This window comes from Granulicella sp. WH15 (assembly GCF_009914315.1).
Taxonomy (GTDB): Bacteria; Acidobacteriota; Terriglobia; order Terriglobales; family Acidobacteriaceae; genus Edaphobacter.
The window spans coordinates 1580670-1596700 of the sequence record NZ_CP042596.1 but is presented as its reverse complement, the minus strand read 5'-3'; the positions used below and the strand labels follow the sequence as shown (position 1 = coordinate 1596700).

General features: G+C 54.7%; 17 protein-coding genes. 5 read left to right on the top strand and 12 right to left on the bottom strand.

The features are described 5' to 3' along the window. Positions 1-33: 33 nt before the first annotated feature. From FTO74_RS06670 to FTO74_RS06650, 5 genes are all read right to left on the bottom strand, one after another. On the bottom strand, positions 34-243 hold the full coding sequence (locus FTO74_RS06670) for a nucleotidyl transferase AbiEii/AbiGii toxin family protein (protein WP_255462540.1): 210 nt from the start codon (positions 241-243) through the stop codon (positions 34-36). Next, positions 236-832 carry a DUF6088 family protein gene (locus FTO74_RS06665; protein WP_162537444.1) on the bottom strand — a complete coding sequence of 199 codons (597 nt, stop codon included), beginning with the start codon at positions 830-832 and terminating at the stop codon, positions 236-238. The genes FTO74_RS06670 and FTO74_RS06665 overlap by 8 nt, the downstream gene beginning before the upstream one ends. Before the next feature lie 95 nt (positions 833-927). Next, positions 928-1641, bottom strand: a complete 714-nt coding sequence (locus FTO74_RS06660) for a hypothetical protein (RefSeq protein WP_162537443.1) — start codon at positions 1639-1641, stop codon at positions 928-930. Beyond that, the gene (locus FTO74_RS06655; RefSeq protein ID WP_162537442.1) at positions 1634-2143 is read right to left on the bottom strand and encodes a helix-turn-helix domain-containing protein; all 510 of its coding nucleotides are present in this window, start codon (positions 2141-2143) and stop codon (positions 1634-1636) included. The genes FTO74_RS06660 and FTO74_RS06655 overlap by 8 nt, the downstream gene beginning before the upstream one ends. Positions 2144-2349: 206 nt before the next feature. After that, positions 2350-4032 carry a recombinase family protein gene (locus FTO74_RS06650; RefSeq protein WP_162537441.1) on the bottom strand — a complete coding sequence of 561 codons (1683 nt, stop codon included), beginning with the start codon at positions 4030-4032 and terminating at the stop codon, positions 2350-2352. Positions 4033-4446: 414 nt separating this feature from the next. Between FTO74_RS06650 and FTO74_RS06645 the strand changes: the two genes are divergently transcribed. Continuing rightward, positions 4447-5046: a transcriptional regulator gene (locus FTO74_RS06645; protein WP_162537440.1), complete on the top strand. Its 600-nt coding sequence runs from the start codon at positions 4447-4449 to the stop codon at positions 5044-5046. Further along, complete coding sequence (locus FTO74_RS06640; protein ID WP_162537439.1) at positions 5043-5996, top strand: nucleotidyl transferase AbiEii/AbiGii toxin family protein; 954 nt, start codon at positions 5043-5045, stop codon at positions 5994-5996. Before FTO74_RS06645 ends, FTO74_RS06640 begins: the two co-directional genes overlap by 4 nt. A gap of 403 nt (positions 5997-6399) precedes the next feature. Here FTO74_RS06640 and FTO74_RS06635 read toward each other — a convergent pair whose 3' ends face one another. After that, on the bottom strand, positions 6400-6648 hold the full coding sequence (locus FTO74_RS06635) for a hypothetical protein (protein WP_162537438.1): 249 nt from the start codon (positions 6646-6648) through the stop codon (positions 6400-6402). A gap of 155 nt (positions 6649-6803) precedes the next feature. Between FTO74_RS06635 and FTO74_RS06630 the strand changes: the two genes are divergently transcribed. Further along, positions 6804-6995 (top strand): DUF1778 domain-containing protein, encoded by a 192-nt coding sequence (locus FTO74_RS06630; RefSeq protein WP_050061388.1) that lies wholly within the window; start codon positions 6804-6806, stop codon positions 6993-6995. A gap of 180 nt (positions 6996-7175) precedes the next feature. Here FTO74_RS06630 and FTO74_RS06625 read toward each other — a convergent pair whose 3' ends face one another. The 3 genes from FTO74_RS06625 to FTO74_RS06615 are packed head-to-tail and all read right to left on the bottom strand — an operon-like array spanning position 7176 to position 10842. Next, positions 7176-9143, bottom strand: coding sequence for a DUF3732 domain-containing protein (locus tag FTO74_RS06625; RefSeq protein ID WP_162537437.1), 1968 nt, complete (start codon positions 9141-9143; stop codon positions 7176-7178). After that, the gene (locus FTO74_RS06620) at positions 9140-9625 is read right to left on the bottom strand and encodes a three component ABC system middle component (RefSeq protein ID WP_162537436.1); all 486 of its coding nucleotides are present in this window, start codon (positions 9623-9625) and stop codon (positions 9140-9142) included. Before FTO74_RS06620 ends, FTO74_RS06625 begins: the two co-directional genes overlap by 4 nt. Then, a complete protein-coding gene (locus FTO74_RS06615) occupies positions 9622-10842 on the bottom strand; it encodes an ABC-three component system protein (RefSeq protein WP_162537435.1) in 1221 nt (406 codons plus the stop codon). Before FTO74_RS06615 ends, FTO74_RS06620 begins: the two co-directional genes overlap by 4 nt. Positions 10843-11180: 338 nt before the next feature. Between FTO74_RS06615 and FTO74_RS06610 the strand changes: the two genes are divergently transcribed. After that, complete coding sequence (locus tag FTO74_RS06610; protein ID WP_162537434.1) at positions 11181-12266, top strand: IS110 family transposase; 1086 nt, start codon at positions 11181-11183, stop codon at positions 12264-12266. Between the two features lie 494 nt (positions 12267-12760). Here FTO74_RS06610 and FTO74_RS06605 read toward each other — a convergent pair whose 3' ends face one another. Together FTO74_RS06605 and FTO74_RS06600 are read right to left on the bottom strand one after the other, a co-directional pair. Next, positions 12761-13525: an SDR family NAD(P)-dependent oxidoreductase gene (locus FTO74_RS06605; RefSeq protein ID WP_162537433.1), complete on the bottom strand. Its 765-nt coding sequence runs from the start codon at positions 13523-13525 to the stop codon at positions 12761-12763. A gap of 42 nt (positions 13526-13567) precedes the next feature. Then, a complete protein-coding gene (locus FTO74_RS06600) occupies positions 13568-14767 on the bottom strand; it encodes an alkene reductase (RefSeq protein WP_220399098.1) in 1200 nt (399 codons plus the stop codon). 103 nt (positions 14768-14870) lie between these two features. Between FTO74_RS06600 and FTO74_RS06595 the strand changes: the two genes are divergently transcribed. Then, positions 14871-15506 carry a TetR/AcrR family transcriptional regulator gene (locus FTO74_RS06595; RefSeq protein ID WP_162537432.1) on the top strand — a complete coding sequence of 212 codons (636 nt, stop codon included), beginning with the start codon at positions 14871-14873 and terminating at the stop codon, positions 15504-15506. Between the two features lie 52 nt (positions 15507-15558). On the opposite strand, the gene FTO74_RS06590 is transcribed toward FTO74_RS06595, so the two are convergent. Continuing rightward, entirely contained in the window at positions 15559-15963 is a 405-nt protein-coding gene (locus FTO74_RS06590; RefSeq protein WP_162537431.1) for a nuclear transport factor 2 family protein, read from the bottom strand. Between the last annotated feature and the right edge of the window lie 68 nt (positions 15964-16031).

Genomic DNA, 16031 nt, shown 5'->3' with positions numbered 1-16031 from the left:
GGCTGGCAACCCGAGGGTACACAAGGATGGCTGTTAAGGGGTAGCCTTGTACGTTTTTGAGAGGGCCGTCCCGCCTTTGAATACCAGATGGCTCCCGAGCGGAGACTCAAACAGAGTCGAAAGAGCCCAAACAACCCAGACATCCTTCTCCAAGAGAGAGCCTGGGCGCCCCGAGGCAGAGGCCGCTACACGAAGGGCATCCGCCTTGTCCTTCGCACTCAGTTGGAGAAAACTCTCAGGCATACGTGGCACTTCGACTCAATGCGGTTGCCAGCCATCCGGGGAACAACGAGATATGTTCGTTGACCTTTCGGAGGTCGGATCGTGGAACCTTGCTCTCGATCTCTTTCAGCACTTCATGCACTCGCTCTGGGCCAGCCCATGCAAGGGCGCGGACGATTTCTCCGGCAGGTTCCTTGGCGAGGGCAAGTTGCCAGGAGGCGGCGTGCTGTAGCTCAATGATCTGTTTTCCGAGCGTGAGCTTTCGGGTTTTACCAGAGGTCAGATAAACCGTGCGGACGGGAACCTGTGTCGTCAAACCAAGTGCGTTCGCTGATGCTGCGGCGGAGGGAACAATAGTCTCCCCACGCTGGGAGGATAGTTCTTCGATCACCTTCTCTGGTAAAGGGGCGCTACTCCCGAAACGAGTGACAACGGGCGAGACATAGATTCCCCGACCAGCTCGCAGTAGCTGGCCTCGGCGGGCGAGCCGGGAAAGCGACTGGTCAATGGCTGGCCGCGTTCCAAGATGCAGCAGCATCCTGGCGCTCACCGGCGCACCCTCGGGGAGGGTTGTGACTCGCTCCAAAATGGACTCTGTCAATCTTTCCATGTCTCACCTTCTGTCAGAAATTATATAGCAATTTCTGACACTTTGAATGTGACTATTCCATCGTCCAACCGTAGGGGATGTTCTGAGAGGGAGCGCTAGCTATAGGAACTTCTTCGGCTATCGTGCAGGCGTCCATCAGCGATTGAAGCGAGCCGTTCTTGGATCAGAGGGACTCGCTCGCTATCCAGGACGAATCCCGGAAGCACATCGAGAAAACGAGATTCCGCAAGCAGAGTCTTTGCCGCTTCCGCAAGATAATCTCGAAGCGCTTGCGGAGATTCGGCGATCTCCTGAAGCAAGGTATCCCGTCCTTCAATAATGGCAACAAAGTCTTCAAGATCGTGACTGGCCTGGAAATCCATCCTGCCGCGTCCCCGAAATGCTTCCATCTTTGTCCCCATGAAGAACGGCGCAGTAATGACTCGGATCGATTGTCCGCTAGGCAGAGCGACCATGAACGCATGTCGAAGCGCAGGCTCATACCAGATGTTGGTGAATCCGAGGACTTCTTCGTTCAAGGCCAGCACATCCAGAGTCAGAGCGCCGTTGTGCCAGCGACAAGTAAGAGGATTTTCCCCTGCGTCTTCTGTGAAGTGGGCCTCGCGCAGACGTTCTGAGAATGCGATGTAATCCGCATACGTGACAATCTCAGCAATCACATCGACATCGTTGGTACCGCGAATGGGAGCGGCGCCTTCGTCGGTAATCAACAGCCCTAACGTGACACCGCCGACGAAAACGATCTCATCCAAAAACGGCGCGAGTTTGTGGACTGCATCCTCCAGCAATGGCAGGTTAGGATCAGGCATTCAGTTCCTTCCCGAGAAGTTCGACCGCAAGGTTCTTTTCGCGCGTTCTTCCGCTACGGATGGCATCGGAGAGTGCGAGAACGCTGTAAAACTTGGGATCTCGAAGCGCGGCTTTGGGTGCGCCTGCATAGAGAGGCGCGAGCGAAATTCCTCGAATCTTTCCCCCCGCAAAAGGCCAAACCGGAGGAGGCTCACCATCCTCCAGAAAACGTGACTTCAAGGGTTCCGCTGCGGCGGCGGTAGGGACGCCACGAACCAGAGAACCCCTTACTGGTGGAAAGGCGTATTTCATTCCATGAGTCAGAAATTCCATGAGCGCGGACCGATTCACTCTCTTTTCACTCCCGGACATGTAAAGCAGACCCGCATCCGCACATCGCTTCAAAGCCTTTGACACCTCGGAGGGAGAGATGAAGAGGCTTTCCGCCAGGCTTTTGGATGGCACCTGCGGCTCATTCTGAATAGCGAGTTTTAGGAGAAGCGCGATATCTTGTCCCTGCATGAACTCATTGTAGGGTAAATTTCCAATTTGGAAATTGGAAATTTGGGTCGGGGAGAACGTCCATCGAACGAACGTTGGGCGGAAAACCCAACCGGCAAAATTCACTCCCAACTGACTCCCAAATGGGTGTCCAGAGGGTACTTTTCGATACTTCCGGGTAGCCATTCATGCTGTAAAGTCTTCACTTTACGCGAGTTCCCGGTCACTCATAACCCAAAGGTCGTAGGTTCAAATCCTACCCCCGCAACCACACGAATTTGCCGTGACGTTGTATCTCCGGCAAATATCTCCTTTTCGCTTCCCAGCAGATTCCAGCTACCTTCCGCCACATAATGTGGCTTCACATCCGCATTTCCTTCCTTCGGAACCATCCGAATCTCGGAGACATGCTTCAGTAGTTCTTTTCGGGCTGCCACGGCGTCGCCGGACAACAGCGTGCGAAGGTCTCCCAATCTTTTCGTCACGAAGCTGCGAATGTCCGACAGATGGGCGTCCACGGAATTCTCCCCTCCCGCCAGAAGCTGGTCGGTAATATCCCGCAATTGCTGCTCGCGCTCGTGGATCGCCTCAATGAGAAATGCCGAGGGGCCTGTTTCCGCCGCAGTCGCCGCCAGCCGCCGCAGCTCGCCTTCGAGTTTCTGCTTCCGCTCACGCATCTGAGCTAACTGGTTGGTGAGATTGGCAAACGCGTTCTTAACGTGGTTGCCGAACTCATCCAGAACGTACTCGATGGCCTCGCGCTTCAGAACCTGATTCTGCAACTCATCCAGCAACCGCCCTTCGAGCCAATCCCGCCGCACCGTGACCGCATTCGAGCAGGTCCCGCGATTGAAGTGCTGGGAGCAACCGTACTTCGGATAGTGACCGTAAGAACCATATCCGCTGACGATGATCAGGTTGCCTCCGCATACGCCGCACTTCAGGATGCCACTGAGGAGATAGGGGCTTGTGGCAGAACGCGGTATCAGAACTCCTCCACTCTTTGCTCCTCCATAGGTGGCCATCAGAGTCTTCTGACGATCCTGCACCCGCTGCCACAATTCGTCGCTGATGATCTGAAGCTCGGGATGAGAGACGATACGCCACTCACTCTCAGGCCTCGGGCGGCGCACCCGTTTGTTTGTGCCGGGAGTTTTCACGAAGCGGGAGCTGTTCCATATCACCTTGCCCCTATACAGATCCCGCCTGAGCATCTCCCGGATGCAGGTAAAGCACCAAGTCCCAAACCGCTTGTCGGATCTCGGTCTGGGGGGTGGGACGCACTCGTGGTTCAAAGTCTTCGTAATCGTCTTGAGCGACTGGCCCCCCGCCGACATCTCGAAGATCCGGCGCACTATCGCTGCTTCGCCCTCGTTGATGACCAGTTGCTTGCCCGTTGTGCCGGGTACAGGTACTGAGTCATAGCCGAAGCAGCGCCCGCCCGTATGCTGGCCGCGCAGCATCAGACCTTCGAGTCCCCGGTGGGTCTTCTTCGCAAGCTCTTTCACATACAGGCTATCCACCATGCCGTGGACAGTCACCAGAACATGCGCCTGTTCGTTATCCGAATCGATGCCCTGACTGACCGCGATCAGCCGAATACCGGCAAAGTTCAGCCGCTCAAAGAAGGTCAACGCATCCTTCGTGTTCCGCGCTAAACGGCTGCTGTCGTCGAGCAGGATGATGTCGAAGGGACGCTCAGGAGAGAGCGCCGCAGTCAGCAAGCGGCCCAGTCCGGGACGATCCGCACCGACGCCACTTAACGCTTCATCTGCGTAGACGTGTTCTTCGAGAAAGGTAAACCCATGTGAATGTGCGTATTCGCGGCAGATCCGAAGCTGGTCCTCGATCGAGCGAGGACTCTGAAGGTCACTGGAATAGCGGGCGTAGGCGGCGCAGCGAAGGGTCATGGTTTTCCCCCTGTCTTAGTCGGAAGGTAACTCTGAACCGCCAGTCATCGCAAGTCGATTCTGCTTCTCAATTTCGGCTATATATTCCCGTACCAACGCAGGGATGATGACGTTGTCCAGCCATGATTTGAGATCGGGATCGAGCCGTTTTCCGAGACTCTTGGACCGGACAGAGCGGTGTTGCCGCTCCGACTCAGCGCCCTTCCCGTTCTTGGTGCTTTTGGCTTCCACGCAACTCCCCAGGAATCCCCTGCTGAAAGGAAGCGTAGAGCGGACAGAAAGCACAAAACGTGGAAAAACTTTCCATCAGGTGTCCTGAAAGGACACCGTTTGCTGCCTCGTGAGAGTAGACACTGAAAGAACAAAACCTATATAGATTTTAATAAGTGTTTAGGTTTTGATAGAATTACTCGTATGAGCAGAAAGGCCGAACATATCGGAGCATTTGTCCAGGAGAGAACCCTCGTGCGCTCAAACGAGCTGAAGGGCCTTCCTGCTTCGCGCTCCCATCTCTGGAATCTAGCGAAGGCGGGCAAGATCGAACGTGTCGGCCACGGACTCTATCGCTCAAAGGAAGCTCCTCTATCGGCCTACGAAACGCTGCTCGAAACGGCAAAGAGAGTTCCCCGCGGAGTCCTTTGCCTTTCTTCCGCGCTGCGATACCACGAACTTACCAGCGAAAATCCTTTTGAAGTCTGGCTCGCCATCGAACGCGGATCATGGACTCCCAAGATGGATTATCCGCCGGTTCGCATCGTCCATTACTCCAAGGCAACTTTCGAGTTCGGCATTGAAAGCCATTCGGTCGATGGCGGAACCCTGCGCGTTTACAGCCCGGCGAAGACCGTTGCGGATTGTTTTAAGTTCCGCTCCAAAGTCGGCATTGAAACAGCCATTCAAGCTCTTCGCGCGGCCTACCGTGAGAAAAAAGCGTCTATGGACGATCTGTGGGATGCCGCAAAGGTCTGCCGGGTCGTCAATGTCATGCGGCCTTATATGGAGTCCCTCATTTGAGCAAAGCAATCCCCGCCAATACAGCTGCATCTGTGAAGCAGCGCCTGTTGAACCGGGCCAAAGCACAGAAGGAAGACTTCAATCTTCTTTTAACGAAGTATGCGCTCGAACGAATTCTCTACAGGATCAGCCAATCGGCCCATAAGGAGATATTTGTCCTCAAGGGCGCTCTGCTTTTTGAGCTGTGGACAGAACAAACGCACCGCCCCACACGCGACGCCGATTTTCTGTCGCAGGGAGAGAACAGCCTCGAACGATTCCAGAAGATATTCCGAGAGATCTGCGAGCTGAAGGTTGCAGATGATGGGCTTCGTTTTGATCCTGCCTCTGTCAAAGCCGAACGCATTAAGGAAGACCAGGATTACGAAGGCATCCGTGTAACTTTTCTTGGTTATCTCGAAGCCGCACGCCTTCCTGTCCAAATTGATATTGGATTTGGAGATGCGATTACCCCTGCTCCAGTTGAGACTCCATTCCCGACGCTTCTGGAATATCCCGCACCTCTGCTCTTCGCTTATCCTCGTGAAACAGTTGTCGCGGAAAAGTTTGAAGCATTGGTAAAGCTTGGACGCGCCAATACGCGGATGAAGGATTTTCACGACCTGAGAATCTTGGCCAGCCTCTTCTCGTTTGATAGTCAGGCACTCTCAGAAGCTATTCGACGCACCTTCGAAAGAAGAAAAACAGCAGTGCCCATCGGCGCATTGCCAACCGCTCTCACCTCAGAGTTCTATGAGGATGAAACGAAACAGAAGCAGTGGGATGCGTTCATTTCAAAGAACAAGCTCTATATCGACCCCATCCCTCTTCGGGAAGTGATCGCCGCCATCAGTTCATTTGTGCTGCCGATTCTGCCTCCACCGGCTCCCCAAGATTTGCCCGACCTCCAGTGGGAGCCAAGCGGCCCCTGGATGGCTATGCCAGCACATTCCACCACGACAACCGAGTGAATGAATGCCATCCGTGGCTCGCTGGAAGGCTGCGCTTCCACCTTCGATCGGGCTCATTTCAATTCGCGACGCACTGCGTCGCGAATTGAAATGAGCCGACGCTGAAGGCTTCTCCATACCTTCGCTTACGAGGTTGGCAGTGGAGATCTAACCGTGTGCGACCCGTCCTCGCTCTCGGAACAGTCTGGAAGACGAGGGCACACTTTGTTCCCAACAACTCCAGCAAGAGTTGAACTCGGAAGCCATCAACTTCCGAGATGCTTCCGAGCTCTTCAAACCCATTCGCAAGCTGACACGGCCTGATCTACAAACCCTCAAAAGAGTGAGGAGCTACCAAGGCGATGTTGTGCCGCATCTGCGTCCCAGCAGGCAGAAGCAAATAGTCCGCAGGCTTGCCCCTGCACTATTCCAGGTGTTCCGAGCTGGACAGCACCTGCACCTGACCCAACACCTTCAGTTCCATGATCTCGACACTTGGCTGGCGGTTTCGCACATAGGCAATCACTTCCTCCAGGCTGAGTGCAGCGAATATCTCTGTCGCGGTTGTCGTACTTCCATCCTCCGCGACCTTCTCACCCTTCAGTTCCACCAGAAGCGACCTGCGCGGATGATCTGACAAGGGGATAACTTCCCGATCCTTGCTCTTTGCCATAAAAACTCCTTGTGCAGCAAAAGAACGGTCCCGATCCGAGCATAGCCATCGGAACGCGGGAAACGATGAATTTGCTTTAAAACCCTCCAAATCTCATAAAAACGATTTGTCGCACAATACCTCTGTTATGTAGTGCGGTAGTACCATAACAGTCGGTGGCCAAAGAGGAACACATTCCTTCCCGGCGCACCGGCAAGACCTCGCTTGGAGCGAAAGTGTTTTCCTACTACACCCAGGAAGAACGGAAACTGCTGGAGAAGGCGGCAAAGTTGGAACGCCGCAGTCTCAGCAGTTTTGTCGCCCTCGCCGCACTCGACCGAGCGCAAAGGATCATTGCCGGCAAGTAAGCACCCGTACAACTGGTCACCGAACTTCCAGATTTATAATGCTACCATTATGTAGTGTTGCCGTCCCCTGCCTATGGATGAGCGTATCGGCCTGTACTCGCCAGTTGAGATCGGCGTTGGTAAACACAAGCCGATTTATAGGTAGCAATGCGCCTGTACTCGGCGCTGATGTTTATTTGACTAGGCATCCGCTCGTAACGGCCAATCCAGCGGAATCAGCGCTTTGCCCGATCCCTTGGTCCACCTCTCCCGAGTGGCGTTTTTATAACGTTGATCGTCCGCAAAGTACGCGTGTTCAATCAATATGACCTGCAAGCCATCTCGTCGGGCCGTCTCTTTGAAGAGGAAGTCAACATGCTTTCTCATTGCTACGATGTCTTCATCTTCACTTCCGCCGACGATTTCAGCCTCGTCCCTGTCTTCGTTCTCCGATTTGCTCGGGAAATAAGGTCGGCTGATTTGGTCGAAGACTAGGATTCCCGGGACTGGTGCTTTCACGTGTTCGAAGTGATGCTGGAGCGCGAACGCTAATGCAATGTGCACGGCCAGATAGTTCTGGTCCGAGCCAACATCGGTCATTCGTAAAAGCACATTCGTGCCTTGCTCAATGATTGAGACGTCCGGCCTGCGGGAGTTGAAGAACAGGCGTGCTCCCACACACGGATCAACGCTCGGAAGGTCTGAAAACGCTGTCGAAGCATAGCCAGAGATTTCGCCTTCTGCAATTTGCAGTCGTGTATCTCTCTCTTCGCGTCCGACGCGTGCACGGAGCTCCTCAACTGATTCACGCAGAGTGTCCAGATTGGAGATAGCATACGTCGGCACACTATCGACCAACTGCAAAAAGAATGAGATTTTGCCCAAGACGTGGGCTCGGGCTTGCGCTGCGGTGGCCAGTGATCGAGCCGACTCATTGGCACGGATGATTCCTGCTATTTGAGCATCGATCGTGCGAAGCTCGGCGTTAGTTGTAGCGAGACTCACATCCACAGATCGATCATGCTCAACGAAGGTAGGCCGCACACGATCGACCGCCGCGCTCTCGGCTCGGATGGTCGCGAGAGTGCTTTGTAAGGCTGTAGCGCTTTCCTTCCCTTTATCTGAGGGACTCGAGCAAATAGGGCATACCGTCGGAATCGCGTCGAGTTTCAGATGTTCCGCTAGCTGGAGCTTTTCGCGTTGACGTGTAATCGCATCACCCGCATCACTCGCGTCTCGCAGCGCGAACTTCGCGGCTCTCGACTGTCGACGCAAGTCGGCCAGTCGATTTAGCGTCGCTTGGCGCCGATCCGTCAAGGTTGTCAACTCATCCTCGGGGATGACGTTGCCGCTCGGCACCCCAATGTCGTTCACACTCCTGAGAGTGCTGATAAGTGTCCTCTCAGAAGCGGTCTCGTCGACGGCTGCGGCAATGCCAAAACGATGTGCTTCGGACAGAAGAGCGAATGCGTTTTGCTTAGAGCTGCTCTCCTCGCGGGAGCGAGCGAGCGCCTTTGCTTCTTCGCGCTCTAACGCCTTCTCAAGTTGGCGCAATCTTTGAAGTTCAATTGCCGCAGCTTGGTCCACAACTCCCAAGAAGTACGGCATTGACGCTACGATATCCCGGGCTTTCTCGGGATCTTCGAAGCCGTGAAGCAAAATCGTCTCGCTGTAAATGACCTCTTTTGTGACAAACAAATAAGGCGTAACGTGCCGGACTGTTGCTCTTCCCTTGACCTCGCCGAAATTGTCTTGTGAGCCGACGACGTCGTCGATACCGAATGCACTCTCAATAAAGCGCTTTGCTGCGTTCACGGGCGCAGGCCCTTCAAACTCCTCCACCTTTGCTGGTAATTTTAGATTCCGGCCGGCGGTGCAGAACATGTGAGTACTTGTCGCCTGACCAATGGGAGGAACCAGTCTTCCAACAATTAGTTCTTGTTGGCCACGAACCCACTTCACGCCCACTGCGATACAGCGCCGACGGACATGCGCCGGAAGCTCACAATTCTTTGAACCCAAGCAGTAGTCGATGGCTTTAATAAGTGTCGACTTCCCTGTACCCGATGCTCCCGTGATGATATTTACCTGATTGACTTCGAAGTTGATCTCTCGTCTTTCCCCTGTCACCCCTAGAAAGAAAATCGTTTCAATGTTCCATCGGTTCATACGGTTAACCCCAAAGATTCAAAGGTCGAACGGGAAGAGCCTTCAGCTGCAAACCAATAGCCAAGACGGGTAGCCCTCTTGATGGCATTTCTCGGTTGCACCGAGAGCGCCTTCTGGGGACCTTCTTTGAGTTTGTTGCTGCCGAGCCGGAGCCGCGAGCTCGTATCCAGTGAAATAACTCCTGCGAAGCAGGCGAAGCGAAGTCCTTCGGTAACGATGTTGAGACTTTCATTGATCCTTGACGTCAAACCGATCTGCACAACCGGGGCGCGCCCTAGCCATTCGATGAGTCCCGTACTCTTGTTTGTTCCTTCGAAAGTGGTTTCCAACTCACCAGATAGAGCTATGGGTATCGACGCATATGTTGTGACAAGCTCGGGTCCTTCGCTACGGATAGAGCTAAACGCAGTGACGAAAGCAGCAATCACATAAGCGCAGAACGCGGGATTGGTTTCGGAGTAAATGTCATGCGTGACGCTCACTTTGCGTTTCCTTCCTCTAACCTATCTTCGAACTCTGGATGCCACCCAACTTTGAGATTCACGGCAAGGATTTGCATGCTGCCTCGCACATAAGAGGCCGTCAGGCTAGGCTCAATTGGTCTTATAGAGGTTGGAGCGCCTTCGTGAGACCAGCGGAGAAGGTTCAAGCCAGCTACCTCTTTGGAGGCTTCGTCCTTTGTCTCACACTCTTCCTTGATTGTGCTGTGCCGATCGGACCAATTTTCCCCGAGAAGTTTGTCGTATGCATCGATTTTGGTCGCATTCCCTGCGTTTGCCTCAATCCACCGTGAGCGCTGAGAACGTGCGCGCCATTCTTCCCGAATAGCCTTTGAAAAATCACTTTTCAGACCTTTGACTAATTTGATTTGGCGAGTGAGCATTCCATCTGGTTGATAATCTTCAGGCGGCTCCAACTGTTCGAAATCTACGGAGAGACTCTCTCTCTCGAGTTCACCAACGACCTCGACAATCCGACTCTGAAGTTCAAAACGTGTGATGACCCGGTTCCTTTTTCCGCAAAGGGAATAGATGATCTCCCGGTTCCACCACGCGACAAGTTTCTCGGCCACGATAGGACGTTGCTCCGCAGGCAAAATGCCGAGTCCAGCCTTAATTGCCGGTTCGATCTCTGCAATATTCAGGCTTCCGGGTGCGAGGCGAATTCGCGAGCACAAGCCTAAGCGCGTGGTCTCCCCGAGTTCCAGGAATGCCAGGCAGCCAGCTGCTCTGTCAGCATGGGGCAATTTCTCTTTCAGGCTTTTGGCAAGGTCGCGGTCGTCCTTGACTCGTTGTGCTTCTTCAACCATCGCGGCGACGAGCGCGTTGATGTCAGGCGGATTTTGAAGTAAAGACTGGAGCGAATCATCCTGAGGGACGGAAGCTACCGTGATCAGATGCAGCGTCGTTTCGGGAAGAGAGATTTCATCAAGAATGTCGATCCAGACTTTGATGGTTTTCCAGAATGCACGCGACTTGAGGCTAATGGGTGTTGGCGTCTCTGAAAAAGAATGTTTCAACTGGAAAAGCAGTTCCTCGCCATCTGTGGTGAGCTGAACGTCATCCAACTGCTCAACAGAAACGGCGGCAAGGTCAGTACTCTGCTGGAATAGCACAAGGAGCGCAAAGAGCGCTTGATAGTAGAAGCCAAGTGCTGAGGCTTCGGCGGAATGGGCAGCGCTCTGCGGAAAATTACTCATCGGGCAGACAAGGCAAAGGCTTCCTTCAAAGGAGGAGCTTCAAAATCAAGTAGTTAGTGATTACATAATCAAGAAACTTTATCATTTCGATTCCTGCGCGTCCAGATGAAACCGCCAATCAACTCTGATGTGGTGGGCAAAAGGCCGAAGTGAGCGTTCCGGCCTCGCATAGTTCTGACGAGAAGCACATTCTCTTGCCAAGGATCGGATTGGCCATCGCCTACAGCCATCCGATGAGGAATTCCGTATAGCTATAAGCCTATATGCGCAATATGTGCTTGGGTTGCTACTGATAAATGGGATGAGCAGGTCCTCCGCAGGAGGAGCAGACTGTTCCCATGAAGAAGCCAACGCACCACCTCATCGCGGAAGCACCCCGGAAGCGTGGCCAGGTAGAGCTGACGATCGGCATCGACCTTGGCGACGTTTGGAGCCATTACTGTACTCTCAACCAGCAAGGAGAAGTGATCGATCGAGGCCGCTTCAGGACCACAGCGAAGGCGATCGATAAGTGGTTCACCGACGTGCCTCATGCCCGAGTGGCGATGGAGGCCGGCGTGCATTCGATCTGGATCAGCGAACAGCTCGAACAACTGGGCCACGAGGTGATCGTCGCCAACGTGCGTGAGTTGCGGGCGATCTCACACAGCGATCGCAAGAGCGACGATGTAGATGCGGAGAAGCTGGCGCGTTACGCCCGACTCGATCCTGAGATTTTGCGACCGATCTCTCACCGCACGGTTGAACAGCAGGAAGCCCTCACTTTGATTCGTGCTCGCGAGCTTCTGGTTCGACTGCGAACAGCGGCCATCAACGCGGTTCGAGGATTAACCAAGGCTTGCGGCCATCGTATGCCCGCATCCTCCACGAAGTGCTTCGCTCAACGAGGCCAAGCCGCGATGCCGCCAGGGCTGAAGCTGGCACTGGGTCCGGTTCTCTCACAGATCGCGGAGATGACGTTGAAGATCAAGCAGTATGACCGAGAGATCCAACGCCTAACTCAGACCGAGTATGCCGAGACCCAGTCCATGATGACGATTCACGGGGTCGGCCATATCACTGCTCTTACGTTCGTGCTGACGCTTGGCGACAAGACACGATTCGGTCGAAGTCGAGATGTGGGTTGCTACCTTGGGCTACGACCAAAACGCAGCCAGTCCGGCGAACGCGACCCGCAACTCGGCATCACCAAGGCTGGCAACGCATATCTTCGAAGTCTGCTGATCGAGTGCGCCAACCACATCCTGCGACCACATGGCCGGGACTCAGCACTTCGACAGTGGGGCCTGCACCTGGCAGCCCGTGGAGGCAAGCAGGCGAAAAACAAGTCCGTCGTGGCGGTCGCACGCAAGCTTGCCGTCTTACTCCATCACCTCTGGAACACACAGGAACCCTACATCCCGTTCTATCAGCAGGCTGCATAGAGTTCACCCGTTGCATCGACACCGCGTTCCGATGACTGCGTCGGCGTTTTGGTCTTCCAAGTCCGTCTGATAAATGGCAGCATCGACTCTCCTCTCGAACCCCAACCGGCACCGAGCTTCGATCACGATCAGCTCATCAGAGTGCGAATACAAACCCGGTGGAGAGCAACAACAACCGCAACGACAACAGCAAAAGCAAAGACCCTGATAAGGAAAAACATTGACATCAGTGACCTGCTCATACAAACGCTCTTCTCATCAGTTGTGATCTCTATGAGTGCAAAATCGCCGATGCACTCATCGCGCATGTTGATTACTTCCTATATGCCGACTTATGAGGACGAACCCGGCTCGGTGAGCGCATTGGCGATTTGGCATCAGCTGAACTTTTAGAAATTACCGTCTGAATCGCCGGCTGACCAGCAATAACCGTTCCCGGTAGTCATGTACAGAAGGCGCTCCATTTGAATTGCCGGCACCTCCTATGGTGTGCATCATGATAAGGAGATGCTGGAGAACAGGGCCACCATCTGCTCATTGAAGCCATTTACGAAGGCATGTTCTGCGGGGCCAGGATTGGCGCGCAGCGGCTTCGCGACTTCAACGAGAATCTCATCGGCATCGGTTCCCAGTATCTGCAGTGTCTCCTCGGTGAACTGATCTAACGGCATTGCTGCCTTGGCTTCCTGGCTGTTCATCAGCTCCGTGCGCACCCAGGGAGGTGCAATCTCAAGCACGCGTACGCCGCTTTGCTGCAACAAGAACCGCTGCGAGAGGACATAGGAATGAAGCGCAGCCTTTGTCGCTGAATAAACGGCTGTCAGAGCAAGTGGAACGAAGCCGAGTACGGAGGTGTTGTAGATGATGGTGCCGCGCCGGCTCTTGATCTGGTCGATGAAGGCGGAAGTCAGACGGATGGGCCCGAGCAGGTTGGTGTCGACAGTGGACGTGAGCAACTGATCGTCGATGGTACCGGCGGCCTGATCTGGAAGCATGATGCCGGCATTGTTGATCAACACGTTCAGTTCGGGGTGTTCGGCGATCAGTTTTGTTGCGACGGACTGAATGCTCTTTGGATCGGCGATGTCGAGCTCGACCGCTTCGATGCCGGGGTTGGCGGCGACGACTGCATCGAGATGTCCTTTACGCCGCCCCGAGATGATGACCTTGTTGCCGCGTTGATGGAGCGTTTCGGCGAGGGCCCGACCGATACCAGAGCCGCCGCCAGTGATGAAGATTGTATTGCCAGTGAGATTCATGATCTCTCCTTTGATCTACTTTGTGAATGGGTTGTTGTTGAATTACTGAGCCGATAGCATGTGCGCGGGATAGTCGGAGTAACCCTTTGGCCCGGATGCATAAACAGTGCTCCAATCGACGTCAGCAAGTGGTGCGCTCGAACCGAACCGTTCTACAAGATCGGGATTGGCGATGTAGGGGCGGCCGAAGGCAACGAGGTCCGCTAGACCAGCTTTGATCAGGCGATTGCCGCGTTCCTGCGTCATGTTGACGTTCGCGATGAGAGCGCCCCGGTAGATCGGACGGAAGTGCTCGAACATGCCGTCGCCCGTCAGCTTCTCAAGGGGCGTGCCGGAGAAGTCCGTGGTATTTCCCATGAGGAGCAGGTGAGAGAGGCCGTAGTCGTTCAGTCGCGTTACGGCGTAGTCGATGGTGGGAAGCGTCTCGTCATTCGCGGCGAAGGCGTTGGCCTCATGCATCGGGCTGATTTTGATGCCGACCCTGTTGGCCTCGACTTCGACGAGCACGGACTCGAGAACTTCGAACAGAAAGCGGGTCCGGTTCTCCATACTACCTCCGTACTCGTCCGTACGGCGATTGGTCGCGGTGTTCAGGAACTGCGCGATCAGGTAGAGGTAGTTAGCCAGGATCTGGACTCCATCGAACCCAGCGTCGACCGCATTACGCGCGGCCTGTGCGTAGTCACGGATCGTTGTCCTGATCTCTTCACTGGTCAACGGGCGGGGCGCAACAGTCGGCTTGCGGCCGTCCCTGGTGACGGAGACCTGCCCGGGATCTACGTCCGATGCCGAAACGGGGAGAGTGCCGTCGCGCAACTCTGGATGAGACATTGCGCCGGTATGCCAAAGTTGAGCAACGATGTGACCGCCAGCCTTGTGAACAGCGTCGGTGACGAGCCTCCATCCGCGGACCTGTTCTTTGCTCCAGAGGCCGGGTGTGTCGGCCCAGCCAAAGCCCTCGGGGCTGATTGCGGTGGCCTCCGCAACGATGAGGCCACCGCCGGCCCGTTGGGCATAGTACTCAGCCTGAAGGGCGGTGGGTACGTGATTGTCGGGGTGGGCGCGCATTCGCGTAAGCGGGGCCATCACGACGCGGTTGCGAAGGCTGAGATCTCCCATGCGAAAGGGAGTGAGAAGAGGTTGCACAGGCGGGGCCGAGGCCCGTGGTCCGGCTGCTTCGTGGGCGAGGAATGATGAACTCATAGGCTCCAGCTTTCCGGAGATCACGATTGTGATCGCCATTGTCGTAGTAGATGCGCCATAGCAGAGAGACGATTCCGATCACCATTGTCTTTTTGAAGAAGGATTGATACGTTTATTCCAGTACGGCCCAGGGAGGTGTGGAATGGGCGTTACGAAAGAGATGGCCGCCGAGAATCGGCAGAAGATTCTTGCAGCCGCAGAACGGCTGTTCCGCGAAAAGGGCGTCGATGCGGTGGGTCTTACGGAGCTGATGAGGGAGGCCGGCTTTACGCAAGGCGGCTTTTACAACCATTTCAAATCCAAGGAGGCTCTGGTCTCAGAGGCGCTGGAAAGGGCTGTTGAAGAAGGGGTCCAGGAGCTAAGTGATGCGATTGCCAACTCGCGGGCCAAAGGTATCGATCCTCTGACGCGGCAGATCAACTGGTACCTCTCTCCAGAGCAGAGAGATGACATCGAATGCGGATGCGCGATGGCTGGCTTTGTCGGCGATATTCCGCGGCTGACGAAAGAGGCGCAATCCTCCTATGCCGAGGCATTAGAGCAGACGTTTGAGCGGATAGCGGAGATGATCCGCTTTCAAAAGCCGACTCTTTCGAAGAAAGGCGCGCATAGAAGGGCGATTGCCCTATACGGCCAGATGGTCGGCAGTCTTCTGCTATCGAGAGCTGTCTCGTCCGGCAATCCGAAGCTTGCGGACGAGATTCTCAAGCAGACGCAAACGGAGATTTTTGCCGATCTTTACAAAGCTGCCGGAAGCGCGGAGCGGAGAACTAAATAATTGGACAAGCGCCAAGGGAGATTTGTGCCAAGTTACAGACTAACTAGACCCTTCAATACATAGGAAACGTGTCACCGAACATTGGCCTTCCACTCTTCGATTGCTGGCTGGTCGCCTCATCCTGGATGACGTCCCAATGCTCAACAAGGATGCCGTCTTTCATGCGAAGAATATCAGCCGCAATCCAGTTCACGGGTGCCCCGAATCCAGAGAATCTGCCATGAATGATCACGAAGTCCCCTTCTGCTAGGATCAGCCCGGCTTCATACCTCAACGTCGGAGGAATGCCTTTGATTAGATCGAACAGCCCATCCCTTCCAGGCTCTATGTGCGCGCTGTGCTGGATATAGTCAGGCGACCAATACTGTTCTGCCGCTGCGTAGTCGCGTTTGTTGAAGAGCGTATCGAATGCTTCCAGGACGATCGCTTTATTCTGTTCCGGTGTGGTCCTCGACATAACAGTTGTTCTCCAAATCTTTCATCAGTATTTGCTTGCTTCAATGACTTTGCCGTTCGGCGCCAGAT